The sequence below is a fragment of the Streptomyces sp. NPDC059454 genome (genome assembly GCF_042749965.1).
Classification (GTDB): Bacteria; Actinomycetota; Actinomycetes; order Streptomycetales; family Streptomycetaceae; genus Streptomyces.
This window is the reverse complement of record NZ_JBHYVC010000026.1, coordinates 66,376-89,031: the sequence shown is the minus strand read 5'-3', so window position 1 is coordinate 89,031 and position 22,656 is coordinate 66,376. Positions and strand designations below refer to the sequence as shown.

At 73.4% G+C, this 22,656-nt stretch carries 20 protein-coding genes, 1 other RNA gene and 2 pseudogenes; 12 read left to right on the top strand and 11 right to left on the bottom strand.

Features of this window, described 5'->3' with window-relative positions; all coding sequences use genetic code 11:
* Nucleotides 1-42 precede the first annotated feature (42 nt).
* Genes ACFXAE_RS19675 through ACFXAE_RS19665 form a run of 3 tightly spaced genes read left to right on the top strand, consistent with a single transcriptional unit; the run spans nt 43 to nt 3,403 of the window.
* On the top strand, nt 43-1,572 hold the full coding sequence (locus tag ACFXAE_RS19675; protein WP_384716113.1) for a glycosyltransferase family 4 protein: 1,530 nt from the start codon (nt 43-45) through the stop codon (nt 1,570-1,572).
* The gene (locus ACFXAE_RS19670; protein WP_384716110.1) at nt 1,566-2,312 is read left to right on the top strand and encodes a class I SAM-dependent methyltransferase; all 747 of its coding nucleotides are present in this window, start codon (nt 1,566-1,568) and stop codon (nt 2,310-2,312) included. Before ACFXAE_RS19675 ends, ACFXAE_RS19670 begins: the two co-directional genes overlap by 7 nt.
* Nucleotides 2,309-3,403 (top strand): prenyltransferase, encoded by a 1,095-nt coding sequence (locus ACFXAE_RS19665; protein WP_384716107.1) that lies wholly within the window; start codon nt 2,309-2,311, stop codon nt 3,401-3,403. The genes ACFXAE_RS19670 and ACFXAE_RS19665 overlap by 4 nt, the downstream gene beginning before the upstream one ends.
* 18 nt (nt 3,404-3,421) lie before the next feature.
* Here the strand turns inward: ACFXAE_RS19665 and ACFXAE_RS19660 are convergent, their stop codons facing one another.
* From ACFXAE_RS19660 to ACFXAE_RS19640, 5 genes are all read right to left on the bottom strand, one after another.
* A complete protein-coding gene (locus ACFXAE_RS19660; RefSeq protein ID WP_384716104.1) occupies nt 3,422-3,715 on the bottom strand; it encodes a hypothetical protein in 294 nt (97 codons plus the stop codon).
* 247 nt (nt 3,716-3,962) lie between these two features.
* Nucleotides 3,963-4,796 carry a DUF5336 domain-containing protein gene (locus tag ACFXAE_RS19655; RefSeq protein WP_384716101.1) on the bottom strand — a complete coding sequence of 278 codons (834 nt, stop codon included), beginning with the start codon at nt 4,794-4,796 and terminating at the stop codon, nt 3,963-3,965.
* A 158-nt stretch (nt 4,797-4,954) separates the two neighbouring features.
* Complete coding sequence (locus tag ACFXAE_RS19650; protein ID WP_384716098.1) at nt 4,955-5,914, bottom strand: N-acetylmuramoyl-L-alanine amidase; 960 nt, start codon at nt 5,912-5,914, stop codon at nt 4,955-4,957.
* Nucleotides 5,915-5,932: 18 nt separating this feature from the next.
* Nucleotides 5,933-6,583, bottom strand: a complete 651-nt coding sequence (locus tag ACFXAE_RS19645; protein WP_384716095.1) for a class I SAM-dependent methyltransferase — start codon at nt 6,581-6,583, stop codon at nt 5,933-5,935.
* Nucleotides 6,584-6,683: 100 nt separating this feature from the next.
* Nucleotides 6,684-8,420 carry an MFS transporter gene (locus ACFXAE_RS19640; protein WP_384716091.1) on the bottom strand — a complete coding sequence of 579 codons (1,737 nt, stop codon included), beginning with the start codon at nt 8,418-8,420 and terminating at the stop codon, nt 6,684-6,686.
* 259 nt (nt 8,421-8,679) lie between these two features.
* Here ACFXAE_RS19640 and ACFXAE_RS19635 point away from each other — a divergent pair, with 259 nt between their 5' ends.
* Entirely contained in the window at nt 8,680-8,943 is a 264-nt protein-coding gene (locus ACFXAE_RS19635; RefSeq protein ID WP_384716088.1) for a WGxxGxxG family protein, read from the top strand.
* Nucleotides 8,944-9,164: 221 nt separating this feature from the next.
* On the opposite strand, the gene ACFXAE_RS19630 is transcribed toward ACFXAE_RS19635, so the two are convergent.
* Both ACFXAE_RS19630 and ACFXAE_RS19625 read right to left on the bottom strand, forming a co-directional pair.
* Nucleotides 9,165-9,332, bottom strand: a complete 168-nt coding sequence (locus ACFXAE_RS19630; RefSeq protein ID WP_384716085.1) for a hypothetical protein — start codon at nt 9,330-9,332, stop codon at nt 9,165-9,167.
* Nucleotides 9,333-10,196: 864 nt separating this feature from the next.
* A pseudogene (locus ACFXAE_RS19625) lies at nt 10,197-11,205 on the bottom strand (hypothetical protein); the annotation flags it as partial.
* Between the two features lie 200 nt (nt 11,206-11,405).
* On the opposite strand from ACFXAE_RS19625, the gene ACFXAE_RS19620 reads away from it, so the two are divergent.
* From ACFXAE_RS19620 to ACFXAE_RS19610, 3 genes are read left to right on the top strand one after another with little or no spacing between them, the layout of a single operon-like run.
* Nucleotides 11,406-12,272 carry a Nif3-like dinuclear metal center hexameric protein gene (locus ACFXAE_RS19620; protein WP_384716082.1) on the top strand — a complete coding sequence of 289 codons (867 nt, stop codon included), beginning with the start codon at nt 11,406-11,408 and terminating at the stop codon, nt 12,270-12,272.
* Complete coding sequence (locus ACFXAE_RS19615; protein WP_384716152.1) at nt 12,269-13,012, top strand: zinc ribbon domain-containing protein; 744 nt, start codon at nt 12,269-12,271, stop codon at nt 13,010-13,012. The genes ACFXAE_RS19620 and ACFXAE_RS19615 overlap by 4 nt, the downstream gene beginning before the upstream one ends.
* Before the next feature lie 12 nt (nt 13,013-13,024).
* Nucleotides 13,025-14,689, top strand: coding sequence for a bifunctional RNase H/acid phosphatase (locus ACFXAE_RS19610; RefSeq protein ID WP_384716079.1), 1,665 nt, complete (start codon nt 13,025-13,027; stop codon nt 14,687-14,689).
* Here the strand turns inward: ACFXAE_RS19610 and eda are convergent.
* From eda to ACFXAE_RS19590, 4 genes are all read right to left on the bottom strand, one after another.
* On the bottom strand, nt 14,664-15,323 hold the full coding sequence (gene eda / locus ACFXAE_RS19605; RefSeq protein WP_384716076.1) for a bifunctional 4-hydroxy-2-oxoglutarate aldolase/2-dehydro-3-deoxy-phosphogluconate aldolase: 660 nt from the start codon (nt 15,321-15,323) through the stop codon (nt 14,664-14,666). The two genes, ACFXAE_RS19610 and eda, sit on opposite strands and share 26 nt — an antisense overlap.
* A 57-nt stretch (nt 15,324-15,380) precedes the next feature.
* Nucleotides 15,381-16,163, bottom strand: coding sequence for a peroxide stress protein YaaA (gene yaaA / locus ACFXAE_RS19600; RefSeq protein ID WP_384716074.1), 783 nt, complete (start codon nt 16,161-16,163; stop codon nt 15,381-15,383).
* Nucleotides 16,164-16,249: 86 nt separating this feature from the next.
* Nucleotides 16,250-16,849 (bottom strand): hypothetical protein, encoded by a 600-nt coding sequence (locus tag ACFXAE_RS19595; RefSeq protein ID WP_384716072.1) that lies wholly within the window; start codon nt 16,847-16,849, stop codon nt 16,250-16,252.
* Nucleotides 16,846-17,601 (bottom strand): MerR family transcriptional regulator, encoded by a 756-nt coding sequence (locus ACFXAE_RS19590; RefSeq protein WP_384716069.1) that lies wholly within the window; start codon nt 17,599-17,601, stop codon nt 16,846-16,848. Before ACFXAE_RS19590 ends, ACFXAE_RS19595 begins: the two co-directional genes overlap by 4 nt.
* Nucleotides 17,602-17,772: 171 nt before the next feature.
* Here ACFXAE_RS19590 and ACFXAE_RS19585 point away from each other — a divergent pair, with 171 nt between their 5' ends.
* The 5 genes and pseudogenes from ACFXAE_RS19585 (at nt 17,773) to ACFXAE_RS19565 (ending at nt 21,878) form a co-directional block, all read left to right on the top strand.
* Nucleotides 17,773-18,342, top strand: coding sequence for a Uma2 family endonuclease (locus ACFXAE_RS19585; protein ID WP_384716149.1), 570 nt, complete (start codon nt 17,773-17,775; stop codon nt 18,340-18,342).
* 23 nt (nt 18,343-18,365) lie between these two features.
* A complete protein-coding gene (locus ACFXAE_RS19580) occupies nt 18,366-19,223 on the top strand; it encodes an AraC family transcriptional regulator (protein ID WP_384716066.1) in 858 nt (285 codons plus the stop codon).
* A pseudogene (locus ACFXAE_RS19575) lies at nt 19,220-19,999 on the top strand (DMT family transporter); the annotation flags it as partial. The gene ACFXAE_RS19580 and the pseudogene ACFXAE_RS19575, both read left to right, overlap by 4 nt.
* 115 nt (nt 20,000-20,114) lie before the next feature.
* An RNA gene (gene rnpB / locus ACFXAE_RS19570) (RNase P RNA component class A) lies at nt 20,115-20,535 on the top strand.
* A gap of 515 nt (nt 20,536-21,050) precedes the next feature.
* On the top strand, nt 21,051-21,878 hold the full coding sequence (locus ACFXAE_RS19565) for a glycoside hydrolase domain-containing protein (protein ID WP_384716063.1): 828 nt from the start codon (nt 21,051-21,053) through the stop codon (nt 21,876-21,878).
* Nucleotides 21,879-22,656: the final 778 nt, after the last annotated feature.

Below are 22,656 nucleotides of genomic sequence, written 5' to 3'. Positions count from 1 at the left end.
GGCGTAATCTCGCAGGGCAGTGCAGGGAGAAGGGGGCCCAGAGTGACCGCTGAGGCCAGTCAGGCCGGGCCCTCGCAGGGGTCCGCATCCGACGGCTTGCGACCGCTCCGCATCGCACTCCTCACCTATAAGGGAAACCCGTTCTGCGGCGGCCAGGGCGTCTACGTACGCCACCTCTCCCGCGAACTCGCCCGTCTCGGACACCGCGTCGAGGTCATCGGCGCCCAGCCCTACCCCGTCCTCGACGTCCTCGACGTTTCCGACGAGGGCCACGACGGGCCGAGCCTCACCGAGCTGCCCAGCCTCGACCTCTACCGCCAGCCGGACCCCTTCCGCACCCCGAAGCGCGGCGAGTACCGGGACTGGGTCGACGCGCTGGAGGTCGGCACGATGTGGACCGGCGGCTTCCCCGAGCCGCTGACGTTCTCCCTGCGTGCCCGCCGCCATCTGCGCGCCCGGCGCGGCGACTTCGACGTCGTCCACGACAACCAGACCCTCGGCTACGGCCTGCTCGGCGACCTCGGCGCCCCCCTGGTGACCACCATCCACCACCCCATCACCGTCGACCGCCGGCTGGAACTGGACGCCGCCGAGAACTGGCAGCGGCGGTACTCGGTGCGCCGCTGGTACGCCTTCACGCGGATGCAGAAGCGGGTGGCGCGCCGCCTGCCGTCCGTACTCACCGTCTCCGGCAGCTCCCGCCAGGAGATCGTCGACGATCTCGGCGTACGGCAGGACCGTGTCCACGTCGTCCACATCGGCGCCGACACCGACCTGTTCGCGCCCGATCCGTCGGTGCCGGTCGTACCGGGCCGGATCGTGACCACGTCCAGCGCGGACGTGCCGCTGAAGGGGCTGGTCTTCCTCGTCGAGGCGCTGGCGAAGGTGCGCGCCGAGCAGCCCGGGGCGCATCTCGTCGTGGTCGGCAAGCGGCCCGCGGAGGGGCCCGTCGCGCAGGCGATGGAGCGGTACGGCCTGGAGGGCGCCGTCGAGTTCGTCAAGGGCATCTCGGACGCCGAACTCGTCGACCTGGTGCGGTCGGCGCAGGTCGCGTGCGTGCCGTCGCTGTACGAGGGGTTCTCCCTGCCGGCCGCCGAGGCCATGGCCACGGGCACCCCGCTGGTCGCCACGACCGGCGGGGCGATTCCCGAGGTGGCCGGCCGCGACGGGGAGACGTGTCTCGCCGTACCGCCCGGCGACGCGGGGGCGCTGGCCGCCGCGCTGACCCGGCTGCTCGGGGACCCGGAGCTGCGCGCCCGGCTCGGGGCGGCCGGACGGGAGCGGGTGCTGCGGCACTTCACCTGGGCGCGTGCGGCGCAGGGCACGGTGGCCCGCTACCGCGAGGCGATGGCCCACGCGGGCCGGGGCACGGGCGCGGCCCGCGGGGACCGCGACACCGGGGACGCCCGCTCGGCGGCCACGCCCTCGCGCCACTCCGGATCCGGGGACGCCGCCCGTGCGGGCGCCCCGACCGCCGGGGACGCCGCTCCCGACACCCTCGCGGACACGGCCGCCGCCGTGTCCGCGCCCGCAGCCGACACCTCCGACCGCGAAAGCAGGGCCACGTGCTGACCGTCGACTTCTCCCGGTTCCCGCTCGCCCCGGGTGACCGCGTCCTGGACCTCGGCTGCGGGGCCGGCCGGCACGCCTTCGAGTGCTACCGGCGCGGCGCGCAGGTCGTGGCGCTGGACCAGAACGGCGAGGAGATCCGCGAGGTCGCCAAGTGGTTCGCGGCGATGAAGGAGGCCGGGGAGGCGCCCGCCGGGGCCACCGCCACCGCCATGGAGGGCGACGCCCTCGCCCTGCCCTTCCCCGACGAGTCCTTCGACGTCGTCATCATCTCCGAGGTGATGGAGCACATCCCGGACGACAAGGGCGTCCTCGCGGAGATGGTGCGGGTGCTCAGGCCCGGCGGCCGGATCGCGATCACCGTGCCGCGCTACGGCCCGGAGAAGGTGTGCTGGACGCTGTCCGACGCCTACCACGAGGTCGAGGGCGGCCACATCCGCATCTACAAGGCGGACGAGCTGCTGGCGAAGATCCGCGGGGCGGGTCTGCGCCCGTACGGCACCCACCACGCGCACGCGCTGCACTCGCCGTACTGGTGGCTGAAGTGCGCGTTCGGCGTGGACAACGACAAGGCGCTGCCGGTGCGGGCGTACCACAAGCTGCTGGTCTGGGACATCATGAAGAAGCCGCTCGCCACCCGGGTCGCCGAGCAGGCGCTGAACCCGCTGATCGGCAAGAGTTTCGTGGCGTACGCGACCAAGCCGCACCTGCCGCGCGCCGAGGCCGAGGCGGACGCCACGTGACGACCTCCAGGTCTCCCCGGACCCCTCGGACGGAACACCTCGTCCTGCCCGGGGTGCTCACGGCCGGTCAGGCCGCCGCGACCGTCGCCGGCATCCTCGCCGTGCAGCGGGAGGACGGGGCGATCCCCTGGTTCCGGGGACACCACCTCGACCCGTGGGACCACGTCGAGGCCGCGATGGCCCTGGACACGGCGGGCGAGCACGCCGCCGCCGAACGGGCCTATCTGTGGCTGTCCCGGCACCAGTTGGCGGACGGCTCCTGGTACGCGGCCTACGCCGACGGCGACCCGCTCGACGTCACCGACCGGGGCCGGGAGACCAACTTCGTCGCCTACGTCGCGGTCGGCGTGTGGCACCACTACCTCGCCACCGGCGACGACACGTTCCTGGACCGCATGTGGCCGGTGGTGTACGCGGCGGTCGAGTTCGTGCTGCGGTTGCAGCAGGCCGGCGGACAGATCGGCTGGCGGCGCGACGACGACGGCACGCCCACCGCGGATGCGCTGCTCACCGGCTCCTCCTCCGTCCACCACGCGCTGCGCTGCGCGCTCGCCATCGCCGAGCAGCGCGAGGAGCCGCAGCCGGACTGGGAGTTGGCGGCGGGCGCGCTGCGGCACGCGATCCGGCACCACCCGGAGCGGTTCCTGGACAAGGACCGCTACTCCATGGACTGGTACTACCCGGTGCTCGGCGGCGCGCTCACCGGCGCGGAGGCCAAGGCCCGTATCGAGGAGGGCTGGGACCGCTTCGTCGTGCCCGGCCTCGGGGTGCGCTGCGTGGTGCCCAACCCGTGGGTGACCGGCGGCGAGTCGGCCGAACTCGCCCTGGCGCTGTGGGCGATGGGCGAGTCCGACCGCGCGCTGGAGGTGCTCCAGTCGATCCAGCACCTGCGCGATCCGGGGACCGGCCTGTACTGGACGGGCTACGTCTTCGACGACGACGCGATCTGGCCGCGCGAGCTGACCGCCTGGACCGCCGGCTCACTGCTGCTGGCGGTCGCCGCCCTCGGCGGCCACGAGGCCACCTGCGCGGTCTTCGGCGGCGACCGCCTGCCCAGGGGACTGGCCCCGGACTGCTGCACGCTCACCTGAGCCGGCCGCACGGCGGCCTCAGTGGCGGCGCAGCCGGCCCGCGATGGCGTGGCCGATGAACAGGTAGACGACGGCGGCGAGTCCGTAGCCGGCGACCACCCGGGCCCACGCCTCGTCGAAGGTGAACAGGTCTCGGGACCAGGTGGCCAGCCAGTTGGCCGCATCGTGGACGAACTGCACCAGGTCGTTGCCCCGGTTGGCGTCCAGCAGGTACATCAGAATCCACAGTCCGAGGATGACGGCCATGATGTCCGCGATCACCGCGATGACCGTCCCCGCGGAGTTGGAACCAGTGCGATATCGAGGGGACATGCTTTCCGACTGGCCCCGAAAGTCGGGTTGAAACCCGGAACGCCCGGAGCCGGTGCGGAAGTTCGCCGCGAGCTCAGCGGTGGGTGAGCAGCAGGCGCCACGCCTTCGGGCCGCGCTGCCGGTGGTCCACCGAGAAGACGCCGGGCCGCCGGTCCCCGATCCGCCGCGGCCGTGGCGGGTGCCCGCCGTACGACAACGGCCCCCGCCCGGTGGGGCGGGGGCCGTGACGAGAAAGGGCCGGGGCCGATCAGCCGCGCTGGATGCCCGAGGTGTCCTGGAGGACGCCGCGGCGGCCGTCCTGGGTCTGGGCGACGAGGGACGGACCGCGCTGCTCGACCGCCAGGTACCAGGTACCGGGGGCCAGTTCGGCGATCGGCGTGGGCGAGCCGTCCTCCGGGAACAGCGGACGCGGCACCGGCACGGCGAACCAGAACGGCGAGAAGTCCCCGGCGGGCGCCGGGGCGGCGGGCTGGCCCGCCTGCGGCTGGCCCGGGAAGGGCTGCTGCGGCTGACCGGGCTGGCCCGGCTGCGGCTGACCACCGAACGAGGCCTGCTGCGCACCCGGGTAGCCGTAACCGGCGGGCGGCTGCGCGCCGTACGGCTGCGGGGCGGCGGGACGGGCGGCCGGGAGGAGCGCGCCCTTGAGGGCGGGCACCAGGGGGGTGGCGACGGCGGCGGCGGCCATGACGAGCGTGGCCACGAGCGCCAGGATCAGACCGGTGCCGGCGTCGGGGCCGTCGGAGGAACCACCGACGTTGTCGATGCCGCCGGCCACGTCGAAGATGTTGCCGAGGGCGGTCCAGGCGGCGAACACCGTGAAGGCGACGCCGAACTGGCCGAGGTCGAGCCCCGCGACCTTCGGCGGCTGCGGCAGGCCGCGGGCGACGACGACGAGCGCGGCGCCGATGAGGCCCGCCAGCACCACTCCGAGCACGACCGGACCGCTGCCCCACAGGCTGGGGAGGTCGTAGCTGTCGGGAGCGCCATCGACGGAGTAGAGGTCGAGGAACGACGCGATGAACAGCAATACCGCTGCTCCGATCACCACGCCGTCGCCTCGAGTGAGGGAGCGGATATTCACTTCAGGTCCTTCGTAGGTCGTCTCGTCGGCGGAAGAGGCGTCGCTGTCACCATGTCGCCCGAAGGCCCCGGTGTGAAGCGCGGGGGTGGCCCCTCATCGTGTGGACGACATTATCGTCCGAAGGATCGGGCTGTCCGCCCGGATCAGCGCGCTGATCCCTACCCGCGCAGGAAACTCACGATTCCGTCGGAAATCCCTTGCGCCGCTTTCTGCCGCCAGGCACCGCTGGTCAGCAGCGCCGCGTCCTTGCTATCGCGCATGTTGCCGCACTCGATGAACACCTTGGGAACCGTTGACAGATTGAGACCGCCCAGGTCCTTACGCGTGACGAGACCGGTACCGCCGCCGACGTAGTTGGAGGGCGCGCTGCCGGTGACGCGGACGAAGTTGCCCGCGATGCGCGTACCGAGGTCGCCGGACGGTCCGACGATGGCGCGGGTGTCGGCGGCACCGGCGTGCACGGCGCCGGGCAGGATCACGTGGAAGCCGCGGTTGCCGGTGCCCGAGCCGTCCGCGTGGATCGAGACGACGGCGTCGGCCTTCGCCTTGTTGCCGATCCGGGCCCGCTCGTCCACGCACGGGCCGAACGGCCGGTCGGCGTCCTGCGTCAACTTCACGGTGGCACCCTCTTCTTCGAGGAGCGCGCGCATCCGGTGGGCGACGTCGAGGGTGAAGTCGGCCTCGGCGTAACCGTCGTTGGTGGACGTGCCGGTGGTGTCGCACTCCTTGCGGTTGGTCCCGATGTCCACCTGGCGGTTGATCTCGGCGGTGTGCTTGAAGTTCTCCGGGTTGTGCCCGGGGTCGATGACGACGACCTTGCCCTTGAGGGGGCCGCTCGCGGCGGCGGAGGCGCTGGGCTTCGCGTCCTCGGAACTCGCGGACGGCGCCGGCGACGACGTACGGGACGTGGCGGAAGCGGAAGCGGAAGCGGAAGCAGAGGGGGAGAGGGAGGGGGAAGCGGCGGCGCTCCCCGGCCTCTCGTCGCCCCCGCCCACCGCGGCATACACGGCCCACCCGAGCAACGCGCCCGGCACCAGCGCGGCGAATGCCATGGTCAGGGGCCCGCGCCGGGACCTCCGGGGCTGGGGCGGATCGAAACCGGGACCTGTGTACGACACGCAGCCACCCTAGCGGTGTCAGATGCCCGCGCCGGTACGGCGCAGTACGCGCAGGGAGCCGGTGGCCGAGACCTCGGTGAACGCGCCGGAGGCGAGAGCCCGGAGGTGGACGCGGTACGGAGCCTGGCCGGTGAACTCGTCCACCGGGTCGGGGAAGACGTCGTGGATGACGAGCAGGCCGCCCTCGGTGACGTGCGGGGCCCAGCCCTCGTAGTCGGCGGTGGCGTGTTCGTCGGTGTGGCCGCCGTCGATGAAGACGAGGGCGAGCGGGGAGGCCCAGAGGGCGGCGATCTTGGGGGAGCGGCCGACCAGGGCCACCACGTGGTCCTCCAGGCCCGCCCGGTGCAGGGTGCGGCGGAAGGCGGGGAGGGTGTCCATCAGGCCCAGTCCGGGGTCGACCGTCTCCGGGTCGTGGTACTCCCAGCCGGGCTGCTGCTCCTCGCTGCCGCGGTGGTGGTCCACGGTGAGCGCGGTGACACCGGCGGCGCGGGCCGCGTCGGCGAGCAGGATCGTGGAGCGGCCGCAGTAGGTGCCGATCTCCAGGAGCGGCAGCCCGAGACGGCCGGCCTCGGCCGCCGCCGCGTACAGGGCCAGGCCCTCGTCCACGGGCATGAAGCCCTTCGCCGCCTCGAACGCGGCCAGGATCGCGGGCCCGGGTGCCATCGACATGGGGCTTGCCTCTCCCGAGGTCGTACGTGTGTGCACGGCCCCATGCTGCCGTACCTCCCCGCCGGACCGGCCGACAGGGGGTACCGCTGGGTGGCGGGGGTCAGGTGGAGACCGTCGCGCCCGGCAGGGACAGGTCCAGGTCGACCGGACGCCCGTCGCCCTCGTGGCGGGCCGGGGAGACGAGCGGGGCGTGGCCGGCGGCGCGGGCGGCCAGGACGTAGGCGCCCCCGGCGGGGACGGCGAGGGCGTAGCCGCCGTCGTCGGCGGAGACGGTGGTGCCGGCCCGGCGGCCGTGGCGGTCGGTCAGGGTGACCTCGGCGCGGGCGACGGGGACACCGGTCGCGTCCAGGACCCGGCCGCGGAAACCGTGCGGGGCCGCCTTTGCGTGCTCCGGGTTCGCGTCCTCCTCGCTGCTCGCCCGCAGTCGCGGATACTGCTCCGACGGGCGCCCGGCGGGCAGGAACAGGGCCAGCACCAGGCCCACGGCCACCGCCGCCGTCGCGATCAGGAAGGAGATCCGGAAGCCGTGCGGGGTCGGGATCTCCACCCCGCCCACGGTGTCCGCCGTGTTCGCCAGCACCATGCCGATGACGGCGCTCGACACCGACGTACCGATGGACCGCATCAGCGTGTTGAGGCCGTTCGCCGCGCCCGTCTCCGAGGCCGGCACCGCGTCGGTGATCAGCGCGGGCAGGGAGGAGTAGGCGAGGCCGATGCCCGCGCCGATGACCACCGAGGTGACGACGGTCTGCCAGGCGGCGTCCATCAGGCCGAGGCCGCCGCCGTAGCCGGCCGCGATGATCAGCAGGCCGAGGATGAGGGTGGTCTTCGGGCCGTGGCGGGCGGACAGCCGGGCGTAGACGGGGGCCGTGAACATCATCGTCACGCCCAGCGGGGCCACGCACAGGCCGGCGACGACCATCGACTGGCCGAGCCCGTGGCCGGCGGGGAGCTGGAGCAGCTGGGGGAGGACCAGGGAGACGACGAAGAAGGAGACGCCGACCATGATCGACGCGAGGTTGGTGAGCAGGACCTCGCGGCGAGCGCTGGTGCGCAGGTCCACCAGGGGCGCGGCGACGCGCAGCTCCATCAGCCCCCACAGGAGGAGAACCACGGCCGCCGCGGCGAACAGGCCCAGCGTGGTGCCGGAGGTCCAGCCCCAGGCGCTGCCCTTGGAGACGGGGAGCAGGAACAGCACCAGTCCGGCGGACAGGCCCAGCGCGCCCGGCAGGTCGAAGGTGCCCTTCGCGCGCACCGGGGACTCCGGTACGACGGTCAGGGTGAGCGCGATCGCGAGGACGCCGAGGCCGGCGGCGCCGAAGTAGAGGACGTGCCAGTCGGAGTGCTGGGCGACCAGCGCGGCGGCGGGCAGCGCGAGACCGCCGCCGACGCCTATGGAGGAGCTCATCAGGGCCATCGCCGAGCCGAGGCGCTCGCGGGGCAGCATGTCGCGCATCAGGCCGATCCCGAGCGGGATGGCGCCCATCGCGAAGCCCTGGAGCGTACGGCCGGCGATCATCAGCAGCAGATCGCTGGTGAACGCGCTGACCAGCGCGCCGACCACCATCACCGCGAGGCTGGTGACCAGCATGCGCCGCTTGCCGTGGAGGTCGCCGAGGCGGCCCATGATCGGGGTGGCCACGGCGCCGGACAGCAGGGTCGAGGTCAGGACCCAGGTGGCGTCGCCGGGGGTGGTGTCCAGCAGGCGCGGCAGATCCTTGATGACCGGGACCAGCAGGGTCTGCATCACCGCGACGACGATGCCCGCGAAGGCAAGCACCGGGACCACGGCCCCGCCCGCTCTGCCGGAGGGACGGTCGGTCGTCGTCTGCGTCATGAAGGGTGCCTCCGGGGCGGGCCGTGTGCAGGGGTACGTGCAGACCGAACCCCGTACACCGAGGCAACTATTCCGATGCTTCGAGCCACTAACGAATTCTTGACCGTTCCTTTGTACCGGCCGGTGTCGACGTGTCCGGTCGAAGTGGCAATCAAAAAAGCGCCCGTGTTTCTCGCATTTGAGTCTTTTATGGAGGAAAACGGGCACTATGGACGGTGCGAAAGCGACTGCTGGGACCACTGAGATAAGGGAGACAGCAATGCGCAAATTCGTGGGCACCGTCGCCATCGGCATCCTGCTCGCCATCGCCCCGGCCGGGGCGGCGTTCAGCCAGACCGCCGAGCAGGCGGCCCAGCCGACCACCGCCACGGTCGTACAGGCGCAGGAGGACGACGACAACGACGACGGCGGCGGCAACGCCGGACTGTGGGGCCTGCTCGGCCTGCTGGGACTGGCCGGGCTCATCCCTCGTAAGACCAAGCACGAGCACCACCGGGACACCGGCGGCAGCCACCGCGTGTGACCGCCGGCCCCGCTCCGACGGAGAGTCCCGCCCGCTCCTTGGCCGACCGGGGGGGTGGGCGGTGTCCAGGACCGGGGACCAGGTTCGGCACGGGGCGAAAGCCGGTGCCGGGGCGCTCGTGCCGGCCGGGGCCGCCCGGTGGCCGGCAGAGAGCCGGGCCCCGGCCGTCATCGACGACGGCCGGGGCCCGGATCGGTTGCGGACCGGTGTCTGACGTGATGTCAGGCAGCCGACCCCGCGTACTCGTTCGCCTGCTCCGGCCTGCGGTGCCGGCCGCGCGGGGACGCCTCCGCGTCCTGCGTGGAGACCGGACCCCGGTGCCTGCCGTGTCCGGCGGAGGCCTGTCCGCCCTCGGCGGACTGCGGCTTGTTCGTGTTGACGTCGTTCATCGGAAGGAACTCACCCCGTAAACATGATCTTTCCTACAGCCGGGCGAGTGTAACCGGCACCCCACCGCTCGAATCCAGGCGGCCACGCCGACCGCCACTACTTCGTTACAAGCCGCCCCAAAGGCGCCTGCTGCAAGGGAACGGGACGGGGAGCGGCAAGGGCGTCGGGGTCGCCGTGCGCGGGAAGTCCGGCGTGGAACGGATGCCCCCCGTCGGCCATGTGCTCGGTGCGGGGCCGTAGTTGACCGTCGACCATGTGCACGGTGCGCAGCGGGGGCGGGCCGTCGGCGATGTGCACGACGTACGACGGCAGCCGACCGCCGATGCGCATGGTGTGGGGCGGGAGAGAGGCTTCGGCCATGGTGCCGGCGGTGGTGGCGAGTCGGCCTTCGGTCATGGGCGCGGTGTCGGACGGGGTGCGGTCCTCGTTCGTGGGCTCGGTGGTGGTGGCGAGGCGGCCCACGGTCATGAGTACGGCGGTGGAGGGGGTCCCGCCTTCGGTCATGGGTGCGGCGGTGGACGGGGTGCGGTCCTCGTTCGTGGGCTCGGTGGTGGTGGCGAGGCGGCCCACGGTCATGAGTACGGCGGTGGAGGGGGGTCCGCCTTCGGTCATGGGTGCGGCGGTGGACGGGTTCTTCCCTTCGGCCGTGGGCGCGGCGGTGAAAGCGAGTCGGCCCACGGTCATAGGTGCGACGGCGGACGGCATCCGGCCTTTGGCCGCGAGGCCCACGGCGGTGGGGAGCCGGCCGTCAGGCACGCGGTCGGGCACGGGCACGGCGGATGCCGGGCGGCCCGGAGCCTCCGGAAGGCTCACCACCGGACGGACGTCCAGGCCCTCCCGCCGCCGCTCCTGCCCGGGCGCCCGCAGCCCGGCGACACCGCACGGCACCGCCCCGGTGGCGTACGGCAGCCGCAACACCCCGTCCGCGGTCCACAGCCCGGCGCCGGCCAGCCACCCCGCCGGCGCCGGGAAATGGTGCACCCGCCGCTCCGCCGGCCGCCACACCCCGACCCAGCTGCCGAACGCGCCGTCGACGCGCAGCGCCACCGCGCAGCTCTCCGGCGTCAGCATCTGCCCCGGCTGGATCGCGAACGGCGTGACCGCGCAGTCCGCCAGCCGCAGGCACTCCGGGAAACGCACCGGCAGCGTGCTGCCCAGTACCCCCCAGCCCAGCCGGTCCCGACCGGGGGACGGCGCGTCCGAGCGGATCAGCAGCAGCCCGCTGTCCGGGTCGGCGAGCAGCACCCGGTCGTCGCTCCCGTCGGCGATCTGCAGCAGCGGGGACATCTCGCCGCCGCGCTCCAGGTCCACCACGACCGCCTTGGTGCGCCCGCCGGTCTCCCGGTCCAGCGCCAGCATCCGCCCCTCGCGGTCCAGCCACACCCCGCCCGAGCAGCGCCCGGGAACCTCCGCGAGCTGCTCCGGCCCGAACGCGCCGCCCGCCACCAGCCACACCACCGTCGACCGCCGGCCCACGGCGAGGGCGTACGCCCGCTCCCCGCCCGGCGCGGGCGGCAGCAGCCGCAGCCGGGTGCCCTCGTCCGGGCACTCGACCGTGCCCAGCGGCAGCTCGCCGGTGCCGGGGCCGGTCGGGTACAGCAGCGAGAAGGCGTGCCGTCCGCCCACCAGGCGGTGGATGAGGACCCGCCCGTCGCTCAGGGGCTGCACCTCGGTGCCGGGTTCCTCGGGCCGGTCGCCGGGCAGCGGCACCGCGTAGGGCTCGGGGCCGTCCAGGGTCCAGCGCTCCGGGAAGAAGGAGTCGCCGGCGAGGGCGAGGCGTGCGGCGTAGGAACCGTCGGCGGTGATGGTGCAGCCCGCTCGCCCGGCTCCGTCCGCGTGTCCCGCCGCAGGTTCGATGGCACAGACCGTCATCGTTCGGTCACCTCCGGTGACGAAAGTAGGTCGCGCGTGCGCGGACGGCGAACCGGTGGGCCCGCACTTCACACGTAAGGGTGCTCCAGGAACGATTCGCCTGAGGAAGGAGCGGACGTGTGCTCCACGGGGTCGTGACGCCGGCCGGCGAGAGCGGCGCCGGTTCGGGCGCACGAGGCGGCCCAGGTAGCCTTGGCGGCGTGCCCCGTCTGTCTGAAGTCATCGCCGCGCTGGAGAACCTGTGGCCCGCCGAGCGGGCCGAGTCCTGGGACGCGGTCGGCACCGTCGTGGGCGAGCCCGACCAGGAGGTCACGCGGGTCCTGTTCGCCGTCGACCCGGTCCGGGAGACCGTCGACGAGGCGGTGAGGCTGGACGCCGACCTGCTGGTCACCCACCACCCGCTCTATCTGCGCGGTACGACCACGGTCGCGGCCTCCACCTCCAAGGGCCGCGTGGTACACACGCTCATCAAGAACGACATCGCGCTGCACGTCGCCCACACCAACGCCGACACCGCCGACCCGGGAGTCTCGGACGCCCTCGCCGGCGCCCTGGACCTCAGGGTCGTACGACCCCTGGTGCCGGACCCGGCCGACCCCGAGGGCCGCCGGGGACTCGGCCGCGTCTGCGAACTGGACCACCCGCTGACCGTCCGCGCCCTCGCCGCCCGTGCCGCCGAACGCCTCCCCGCCACCGCGCAGGGCATCCGCGTCGCCGGCGACCCCGACGCGCTCGTGCGCACGGTCGCCGTCAGCGGCGGCTCCGGCGACAGCCTCTTCGACCACGTCCGGGCCGCCGGCGTGGACGCCTTCCTCACCGCGGACCTGCGCCACCACCCGGCGTCCGAGTTCATCGCGGACCGCGCCCACAGTCCCCTCGCGCTGCTCGACGCGGCGCACTGGGCCACCGAGTGGCCCTGGTGCGAGCTGGCGGCAGCCCAGCTCGACGAGATCTCCGACCGTCACGGATGGGGCCTGCGGGTCCACGTCTCGAAGACGGTCACCGACCCCTGGACCGCCCACGCGGCGTCTCCCGCCACCACCGACACATCTGGAGCCCCCAACTGAACGCCGCGCCCGCCGACCAGATCCGACTCCTCGACGTCCAGGACCTCGACGTCCGCCTCCAGCAGCTCGCCCACAAGCGGAGGTCGCTGCCCGAGCACGCCGAGATCGAGTCGCTGAGCCGGGACCTCACCCAGCTGCGCGACCTGCTCGTCGCCGCGCAGACCGAGGAGAGCGACTGCGCCCGCGAGCAGACCAAGGCCGAGCAGGACGTCGACCAGGTGCGCCAGCGCGCCGCCCGCGACCAGAAGCGCCTCGACTCCGGTGCCGTCTCCTCGCCGAAGGACCTGGAGAACCTCCAGCGCGAGATCGTCTCCCTCGCCAAGCGGCAGGGCGACCTGGAGGACGTCGTCCTGGAGGTCATGGAGCGCCGCGAGTCCGCGCAGGAGCGGGTCGCCGAGCTGACCGAGCGGGTCGGCTCCGTGCAGGGGCGGATCGACGACGCCACCGCGCGCCGGAACGCGGCCGTCGAGGAGATCGACGGCGAGGCGGCCTCGGTGACGAAGGAGCGCGAGGTCGTCGCGGGTTCGGTGCCCGCCCCGCTGCTGAGCCTGTACGAGAAGCTCCGCGGGCAGCAGGGCGGCGTCGGTGCCGCGAAGCTGTACGCCCGTACCTGCCAGGGCTGCCGTCAGGAGCTCGCCATCACCGAGCTGAACGAGATCCGCTCCGCCGCCCCCGACACGGTGGTGCGCTGCGAGAACTGCCGCCGCATCCTGGTGCGTACGTCCGAGTCGGGGCTGTAGGGGTTCCGGACGGTGCGGGAGTTCATCGTCGAGGCGGACGGCGGGTCGCGGGGCAACCCGGGGCCCGCGGGCTACGGGGCCGTGGTGAGCGACGCGGCGACGGGGGAGACCCTGGTGGAGGTGGCCGAGTACCTCGGTGTCGCCACGAACAACGTCGCCGAGTACCGGGGCCTGCTGGCCGGCCTGCGCGCCGCCCGTGAGCTGGACCCTCAGGCACGGGTCCACGTCCGGATGGACTCCAAGCTCGTCATCGAGCAGATGACGGGCCGCTGGAAGATCAAGCACCCGGCGATGAAGCCGCTCGCGGCTGAGGCGGCGCGGGTCTTCCCGCCGGAGCGGGTCACCTACGAGTGGATCCCCCGCGCACAGAACAAGCACGCCGACCGCCTGGCCAACGAGGCGATGGACGCGGGCAAACGGGGCGAGGCGTGGTCGGCCGCGGTCTCCCGGGCCGCCCTCGGCACCCCGACGGCACGCCCGGTGACCCCCGAGCCGGCGGGCCCACCGGGTGACGCGACAGAGGGCGCGGCCAGGGTCCGCGCCGCATTGGCGTCGGCCCCGGAGGCCGGGGGTTCCGCCGCCGCCGGGGCCGGGGCCGGTGCCGGGCGCGCGCGGGCCGCGGAGGCCGACGCCGACCGTGTAAAGGCCGACGCGGATGCGCGGGCCGCGCGGGCGGCCGGGACCCGCGTCGCGTCCGGGGCCGCGGGAGCCGGCACCGTGTCCGAGAACGCCGCCGTTGCCGAGGTCGCCGGTGGCGAGCCTGGGACCGATCGGGCCGGAGCGGGCCGGACCGAGGTCGCCGGTGGCGAGCCCGGAGCGGGCCGGACCGAGGTCGCCGGTGGCGAGCCCGGAGCGGGCCGGACCGAGGTCGCCGGTGGCGAGCCCGGAGCCGGACGCGCCGAGGTCGCCGGTGGCGAGCCCGGAGCCGGACGCGCCGAGGCCGATCGGACCGGAGCCGGACGCGCCGAGGTCGGCCGTACTGAAGCCGAGGCCGACGTCCGGGCCGCGCGGGCCGTCGCCACTCCCACCGCCGGCTGGGCGCCCGCCGATCTGGGGCCGCCCGCGACCTTCGTGCTGCTGCGGCACGGCGAGACCCCGCTGACCCCGCAGAAGCGTTTCTCGGGCAGTGGCGGCAGCGACCCCTCCCTCTCCGGCGTCGGCCGGGAGCAGGCCGAGAAGGTCGGCGAGTTCCTCGCCCGGCGCGGGACCGTCCAGGCGGTCGTCGCCTCGCCCCTCGCCCGTACCCGCGAGACCGCCGGCATCGTCGCCGCCCGCCTCGGTCTCGACGTGACCGTGGAGGACGGGCTGCGCGAGACGGACTTCGGCGCCTGGGAGGGCCTCACCTTCGGCGAGGTCCGCGAACGCCACCCCGACGACCTGAACGCCTGGCTGTCCTCCCCGGACGCCGAACCCACCGGCGGCGGCGAGAGCTTCGCGGCCACCGCCGCCCGGGTCGCCGCCACCCGCGACCGGCTGACCGCCGAGTACCGCGGCCGCACGGTCCTGCTCGTCACCCACGTGACACCGATCAAGACCTTCGTGCGCCTCGCCCTGGGCGCCCCGCCCGAGGCCCTGTTCCGCATGGAACTCTCGGCGGCATCGCTCTCCGCCGTGGCGTACTACGCCGACGGCAACGCCAGCGTCCGCCTGTTCAACGACACCTCGCACCTGCGCTGAGCCCCGCCGCCGCGCGGGCCAGCGCCTCGATCCGGTCCCAGTCCCGGGCGGCCACCGCGTCCGCCGGAAGCATCCAGCTCCCGCCCACGCACCCCACGTTGGACAGCGCGAGATAGTCCGGCGCGGAGTCGGGGCCGATGCCCCCGGTCGGGCAGAAGCGGGCCTGCGGAAGCGGACCGGCGAGCGACTTCAGGTACGCCGTACCGCCCGCCGCCTGCGCCGGGAAGAACTTCATCTCCCGCACCCCCCGCTCAAGGAGTGCCACCACCTCCGAGGCGGTCGACACCCCCGGCAGGAACGGCACCCCGGACGCCCGCATGGCCTCGAGCAGTACGTCCGTCCACCCCGGGCTGACCAGGAACCGCGCCCCGGCCGCCACCGCCTCGCCCGCCTGCTCCGGCGTGATCACCGTCCCCGCCCCGACCACGGCGTCCGGCACCTCACCGGCGATCGCGCGGATCGCGTCGAGCGCGGCGGGCGTCCGCAGGGTCACCTCGATCGCGGGCAGCCCGCCACCGGCCAGCGCGCGCGCCAGCGGTACGGCGTCGGCGGCGTCCTCGACGACGACGACGGGCACGACGGGGGCGAGGTCCAGCACGGAGGAGGAGTCCGCGGAGGGCAGGGAAGAGCGCATGGCGTCATCCTGCCCACACCGATGCGCACCGCGCAAAGCTCATTGCAGAGGATGCAATCAGTGCACCTCGTCCACCAGCACATCCAGCGCCCACGCCGCCCCCGCCCTGGCCGGCGCCGTCACTTCCACCTCGTACCCGAGGTCCCGCAGTGCCTCCACCAGCCCGGCGGGGTCCTCCGGCGCGGCCCCGGCCGTCAGCAGGCTCCGTACGATCCGCCCCTTGGTCGCCTTGTTGAAGTGGCTGACCACCTTCCGGGTCGGCGCGTGCAGCACGCGTACGGTCACCGTCCGCCCGGCGACCTCGCCCTTCGGCCTCCAGGCCGCCGCGTACGCCGCCGACCGCAGGTCCAGCACCGGCCCGTCCCCGGCGGCCTCGGGCAGCACCTGGGCCATCGGCGCACGCCAGTGCCCGCTCAGCGCGCCGAGGCCGGGCAGCCTCACACCCATCGAGAGGCGGTAGGAGGGGATCTCGTCGGTGACCCGGACCGCACCCCACAGCCCGGAGAAGACCAGCAGGGACGCCGCCGCCCGCCGCTTCGCCGCCGGGTCCAGGGACGCCAGGTCCAGGGCGTCGTACAGCACCCCGGTGTAGATCTCCCCGGCGGGCCGCGCCCCGGCGGTCCGCAGCTCCGCGTTCTTCGCGACCTCGCCCCGCAGCCCCTCGCTCAGCCCGAGCACCTCGCGCGCCTTGTCCTCGTCGCCGGCGCACAGGTCCACCAGCTCGGCGAGGACGGCCTCCCGCGCGGCGGCCAGCCCCGGCAGCGACAGCGACTCGGTCCTCAGCGGGGCACCGCGGCCGGAAGCGGCCTTGCCTTCGGACGGCGGCAGCAGGACAAGCACACGTACTCCTTCGATCGAGCTCGACGTCAGCGTACGGTGCGCGCCGGACGCGGTTCCGCTCGTGCCCACCGGCTTGGCGATGGGGTTCAGCGACAGCGCCCCCGAGGAGAGGGGGTTGCGGCGAGCGCGCGGACGAGCCCGTCGGAGTCGTCCGCGTGGAAGCGGACCACGCGGACGTCGTGGCGGCGGCCGAGGAAGGTGACGTGGGTGACCGGCTCGGTGAGCTCGACCGTGACGGTCGTCTGCGACCCGACGGCGAGATCGAGCTCGCCGTCGGCCGGCTCGTGCGTCATCCGCAGCTCACGCCGGACCGAGGCGATCCGCCCGACCGGTATCCGCAGGTCGACGTGGACGGCCCGGCGGACCCGCAGGACCCCGGCGTCCAGCACGTGCGGGCGGACGACGGACGCGGCGTGCAGCGCGACGACGAACACGACGGTGTACACGTCCAGGAAGAGCACCACCGCGTGCACCGTCGGCCAGTCGCCCAGCAGCACGGACATCGCCACCGTCTCGACCACGCACACGAACGCGAACCCGTACATCAGGGCCGCCTGTCCGCGCGCGTACCCGAACGCCGTCCCGCCGCCGACACCGTGCCTACGACGGGCCACCCACAGCCAGAGGCTCGTCATCAGCCGCAGCTCGTGCCGGGCCAGCGCCCACGCCACCCGCACGCCCCTCATGACCGCCCCTCCGTGACGATCCGCAGCATGCGGCGGAACACCTCCGCCTGGGCCGGTGCGAAGTCGGCGTAGAGGGCCCGCAGGAAGCCGTCCGCCTCCCCGACGTCGGTCCCCTCCGGGACCAGTCCGTCCGGCACGGACGCGGCGAGGGCGCGGGCGGCCTCCTCCACGCGCGGGTCGTCCGGATCGGCGTCGGCGAGCGCGTCGAGCATCCCGTACAGCGCACGCGCCCGCTCGGCCCCGCCCAGCGTGTCCACCATCCCGCCGAGCAGCCCGATCAGCCGCTTCCGCTCCTCCGGCGGCGCGGCGGTCTCGATGAGCGCGAGCATCTCGCGGTCCTTGACGGCCATGGGGGAGTCGGTCAGCCGGGCCGTGTCCCGGAACAGCGCGGCCAGCTCGGGGGAGACCGGCCCCTCGGCGGTCAGCCCGTCCCCCGTCTCCAGCAGGCCCCGCAGCCGCGCCCGCCGGTCCCGGATCGCGGCCTCCTGCCGCGCCAGGTCCTCGTCCAGCTCCGTCAGCACCTCGACGAGATCCTTCCCCGCGTCGTCCGCGAGCACGTCCCGCACCTCGGTGAGCCCCAGCCCCAGCTCGGTCAGCCGCCTGATCCGCGCCAGCGCGACGGCGTGCCGCAGGGTGTAGTCCCGGTATCCGTTGCCCAGCCGCTCCGGTTCCGGCAGCAGCCCCGACTGGTGGTAGTGCCGCACCGCCCGCGTGGTGACCCCGACGGCGGCGGCGAGTTCTCCGATCCGCATGGGACCAGTAGAGACGTTGACGCTGCGGCAGGGTCAAGCGGGCGCGGTGGCGCCTGCCGGGCCACACGATCCTGTGCCACGATCGAGGGAACGGTTCCCGATCTCATGACAGGTGATCAGCCGATGTCCCAGCCTGACGGGCGACAGAAGGAGGGGCGTGACATGACTGCCATGGCCCATGAGCCGCTCTCGCAGGCGGACGTCCTGCTGGAGGGCTTTCTCGCCCTGGAGACCCCGGAGGGTTTCCGGGCCGAGCTGATCGAGGGGGAGATCGTCGTGACGCCGCCGCCGGACGGGGACCACGAGGACTACATCAATCTGATCATGAAGCAGGTGATCAGGCGGTCCCGTACCGACATGGACTTCTCCGGGAACAAAGGACTGAAGCTGAAGAGCGGCGGAGCCTGCCCGAAGAACCACGCCATCCCGGACGGCACCTTCGCTCCCACGGCTCTGCGCCTCTACCGGGGAGCCGGCTCCTGGATGCCCTGCGACGGCGTCGCCATGGTGGTGGAGGTGACATCCAGCAAGCCTCAGGCGGACCGCGAGGCCAAGCGCCGCTGCTACGCCCGCGGCGGCATCCCCCTCTACCTCCTCGTCGACCGCGAAGCCTCTTCGATCACGCTGTTCGGCGACCCGGGGAAGGACGAGTACCGCGAGCGGTGCACTCGCCCCTTCGGCAAACCGGTCACTCTCCCCGCCCCCTTCGGATTCGACCTGGACACCGCCGACTTCCTCTGATCCCCTGTGGGCGGGGGTGCGCGGTGACGGACGTACGGGAACAGGCCCGCTGGACCAGGGCGCGGCTGGGGCGGTGCGGCCCTCCCCTCGACCTGCTCACCGCCCGCTTCGACCGGCACGAGTACGCCCCCCACGCCCACGACGAGTTCACGGTCGGGGTCACCGTCGGCGGCCTGGAGGCCATCGCCTACCGGGGCGGACGCATCGTGTCCGGACCGGGCTCGATCGTCGTCCTCGAACCCGGCGAGATGCACACCGGCGGCCCCGCCGCCCCCGACGGCTACTCCTACCGCGCCCTCTACGCCGCCCCCGCCCTCCTCGCCGACGGCACCCTCGGCGGCGGCCTCCCGCACTTCCCCGACCCCGTCCTCGACGACCCCGAACTGGCCGCCGCCCTGTGCCGCGCCCACACGGACGTGAGCTCCCGCCCGGACCCCCTGGAGGCGGAGTCCCGCATCCCCTGGCTGCTCACCGCCCTCGCCCGCCGCCACTCCACGGCCCGCGCGGACGACACGGCGGTCCCCGGCGCCGGCACCGTCGCCCTCGCCGTGCGCGACCGCCTCGCCGACGAACTCCTCGCCCCGCCCTCCCTCGCCGCCCTCGCCGCCGACCTCGGCCTCTCCCGCTACCAGCTCCTGCGCGCCTTCCGTACGACGATGGGGGTGCCCCCGTACGCCTGGCTCGCCCAGTACCGGGTGACCCGGGCCCGCGCCCTGCTGGAGGCCGGAGCGCGCCCCGCCGAGGTCGCCGGACTCGTCGGCTTCGCCGACCAGGCGCACCTGACCCGCTGGTTCCGCCGCGTCCTGGGGGTGACCCCGGCGGCGTACCGCAACAGCGTTCAAGACAGCGCCCGCCGACCCGGCCGACACTCACCTTCATGACTGCACGCGGCTGGGCCCTGTTCTCCCTGATGGGAGTCGTCTGGGGCATCCCCTATCTGATGATCAAAGTGGCGGTGGACGAGGTGTCCCCGTCGACGGTGGTGTTCGTGCGCTGCGCCCTCGGCGCCCTGCTCCTGCTCCCCTTCGCCCTGCGCCAACCGGGCATGGCCCAAAACGTGCGGACGCACTGGAAACCGATGCTGGCGTTCGCGGTCATCGAGATCGTCGGCCCCTGGTACACCCTGACCGACGCCGAACGCCACCTGTCCAGCTCCACGGCGGGCCTGCTGATCGCGGGCGTGCCGATCGCCGGCGTCCTGCTGGCACGCTTCTTCGGCGCGGCGGAGTCGCTGGGCACCCGCCGGACCACGGGCCTGGCGCTCGGCCTCGGCGGCGTCGGCGTCCTCACCGTCCCCCACCTGACCGGTGGCGACGCCCTGTCCCTGGCGGAGGTCCTGGTGACGGTGGTCGGCTACGCCACGGCCCCCCTGATCGCCGACCGCCACCTGAAGGACGTCCCGACGCTGCACCTCATCACGCCCTGCCTGGCCCTGGCCGCCCTGGTCTACGCCCCCGCGGCGGCCGTGACCCGTCCGGCGGCCCTGCCCTCGGCCGAGAGCCTGGCCGCCCTGGCCGCCCTCGGCGTCGTCTGCACGGCGATCGCCTTCGTCGCCTTCCTGGAGCTGATCAAGGAGGCCGGCCCCCTCCGCGCGTCGGTGATCACGTACGTCAACCCGGCGATCGCGGTGGCCGCCGGCGCGCTCTTCCTGGACGAACCCCTGACCGCTCCCGTCCTGGCCGCCTTCGCCCTGATCCTCACCGGCTCGGTCCTGGCGACGGCCGCCGCGCCGAAGCCCCGCCCGCGCCCGGTACCATGGTCGGCACGGCAGACGAGCCGGGCGGGCGGCCGCGTGGAGTCCCTCACGGGACTTCCCGAGGAACGTCCGGGCTCCACAGGGCAGGGTGGTGGCTAACGGCCACCCGGGGTGACCCGCGGGACAGTGCCACAGAAAACAGACCGCCGGGGTTGTTCTCTTCTCGAAGAGGGCGCTCCCCGGTAAGGGTGAAACGGTGGTGTAAGAGACCACCAGCGCCTGGGGTGACTCAGGCGGCTAGGTAAACCCCACCCGGAGCAAGGTCAAGAGGAGCGCCGTGAAAAGCGCTCTGCGCGGACGTTCGAGGGCTGCTCGCCCGAGTCCGCGGGTAGACCGCACGAGGCCGGCGGCAACGCCGGCCCTAGATGGATGGCCGTCGCCGGCGGGCCCGCGAGGACCCGCCGGAACAGAACCCGGCGTACAGCCCGACTCGTCTGCCGCCCCCTGCGGTCTTACCTGGGAAAGGGCCTCTGATCCGGGACGGAGGCCCTTTCCGGTCTTTCGGGGTCCTGCCGCGTCACGCGGCGGAAAGTCCCTCGGACCAGGGGCTGGGAGTCCCCGAGGAGTCCCTGGAACGGAGGCGCGCGTGGCCCTCCGGGCCGGGCGTTCGCGACAGCCGCCGGAGCGCGTGGCGGAGCCGCGGGATTCGGGGTGGTGGTGGAGACGGTGGGATGAAGCGGCCCGGGCGTCGGCCGCCGTGCGGTCCGCGCGGCCCGTTCGGCGCGGGCGGTGGCGAGCCGGGGTGCGTCGCGCGAAGTTCGGTCCGTACGGTCATCGGTGTCGTTCGCAGATCCTGGATAGGGTGCTGAGCGCTCCGAACGCCGGAGCCGTACCGCGCCGCTGCAGGCGGGACCGAGCCTTGCGACCACGCCCGACGGTGTGCCGCCGCATGCACCGGTCCCCCGCAAGCGAGCCGGTCGCGGCCGTGGCCGCGATCCGAATGGGGTGGGGAATGTCCGAACACCGGTTGTCCAGAAGAGGCCGCTACATCGCGTGGTCGACGGCAGGCGTCGTGGTCGTCGCCGGTGCCGGGATCGCGGCGCAGACTTCGACGGCGGCATCGGCCTGGCCGGCGGAGAAGACGTACACGGGGCGGGCGTTCGACACCTGCACAGCGCCTTCCCTCGCGGCGATGAAGGCGTGGAGGACCGGCTTCTACGGCGCCGCCGCCGTCTACATCGGTGGCAAGAACCGCGGCTGCGCCCAGCCCAACCTCACCGCGTCCTGGGTGAAGTCGGTCAGCTCCTCCGGCTGGAAGCTCATCCCGCTGTATGTCGGGGCCCAGCCGCCCTGTCAGACGGGCAGGAACCCGGAGAAGTTCACGGCCGCCACGGCTGCCTCCCTGGGTGCGAGCAACGCCAAGGACGCCGTCGCCAGGGCCTCGGCGCTCGGTATGAAGGCCGGCAGCGCCGTCTACCTCGACATGGAGCCGTACGACGTCGCGGACAAGGCGTGCAATGACGCGGTCCTGACCTACGTGCGCTCCTTCAGCAGGACCCTGCGCGCGAAGACCTACCGCGCCGGCTACTACGGCTTCAGCAGTTCCAGCGCCAGGGCCGTCGCAACAGCCACCGACAGGACCGACCTGCCGGGCAACCTCTGGTACGCGCTGTGGGACAGGAAGAACACCACCACCGCGGACTGGCCCTGGGACCCCAAGCTGTTCACCCCGCACAGCCGCGGCCACCAGTACATGGTCAACAGCAAGGAGACACGCGGCGGTCACACCATCACCGTCGACCGCAACGCCTGGGACGCCCCCGTCGCCATCATCGGATAGGACGCGCCGTTCCTCCGGCCGGCCCGGAGCCGTGGAGAGCTCGCCCTCGTACGGTCGCCCTGCGGCGGGCTCGGGCCCGGAGCCGAGCTCGCGCCGCACCGTGCGTTTTTGCCGTTTCCTCCCTCGGCGATCGTCGGCATGACGCACTGGTTCCGTTGACGGAACTCACCGGCGGGCGTCGTGTCATCGGCCGCACCGCGAGGCGGGACAGGCCGATGGACGGCATCGGCGGCGGAGGTCCTCTCCGGGCTTTCGGGAGCTCGCCGCGGCAGACGGCGAAAGGCGCCGGACGACGGCATGGGACGAGGAGCGGGCCACGTCCAGGACACGGCACAGCGGAGCCACCGGGCAGACGGCCTTCTCCGCAGCGCCGAACCGGTGGACCCCGCTCACCGGTCGCTCGCGACGCGCGGGGAACCCCGCCTGTGCGGGGACCACGCTCGCCCGGCTCGGGTGCACGCCCTCCCGCTCGATGCGTACACCGAATGCCCGGCCTCGGCCGGGCGGGCGGAGCCGGTGTTCACGGCCGGGAGATCCGGGGCGTCCGGGCCCGTTCGCCCCGTCCGGTCCGCGGACTTCGGGTGCGGCCCCGGTGACCCGGGATCGCAAGTCCGGGCGATTCCATGGATGTTCTGTGGTGGAAGTCACCTGAATTAATGAATGTTTGAATTCGAACATGACCAACTTCTACGACTTTGAAGCGATCTGACACCCAGTAAGTTTCGCATCAGTCGCAGTCACGATCATGTGGCGTCGATTCACGTATTCATGTATTCAG

Excerpts from the sequence above, each read along its gene's own strand:
- ACFXAE_RS19660 (WP_384716104.1), bottom strand. The coding sequence starts at position 3,715 with ATGTCCCCTCGATATCGCACTGGTTCCAACTCCGCGGGGACGGTCATC.
- ACFXAE_RS19645 (WP_384716095.1), bottom strand. The coding sequence starts at position 6,583 with ATGTCGATGGCACCCGGGCCCGCGATCCTGGCCGCGTTCGAGGCGGCG.
- ACFXAE_RS19640 (WP_384716091.1), bottom strand. The coding sequence starts at position 8,420 with ATGACGCAGACGACGACCGACCGTCCCTCCGGCAGAGCGGGCGGGGCC.
- ACFXAE_RS19635 (WP_384716088.1), top strand. The coding sequence starts at position 8,680 with ATGCGCAAATTCGTGGGCACCGTCGCCATCGGCATCCTGCTCGCCATC.
- ACFXAE_RS19630 (WP_384716085.1), bottom strand. The coding sequence starts at position 9,332 with ATGAACGACGTCAACACGAACAAGCCGCAGTCCGCCGAGGGCGGACAG.
- eda (WP_384716076.1), bottom strand. The coding sequence starts at position 15,323 with ATGCGCTCTTCCCTGCCCTCCGCGGACTCCTCCTCCGTGCTGGACCTC.
- ACFXAE_RS19595 (WP_384716072.1), bottom strand. The coding sequence starts at position 16,849 with ATGAGGGGCGTGCGGGTGGCGTGGGCGCTGGCCCGGCACGAGCTGCGG.
- ACFXAE_RS19590 (WP_384716069.1), bottom strand. The coding sequence starts at position 17,601 with ATGCGGATCGGAGAACTCGCCGCCGCCGTCGGGGTCACCACGCGGGCG.
- ACFXAE_RS19585 (WP_384716149.1), top strand. The coding sequence starts at position 17,773 with ATGGCCCATGAGCCGCTCTCGCAGGCGGACGTCCTGCTGGAGGGCTTT.
- ACFXAE_RS19565 (WP_384716063.1), top strand. The coding sequence starts at position 21,051 with ATGTCCGAACACCGGTTGTCCAGAAGAGGCCGCTACATCGCGTGGTCG.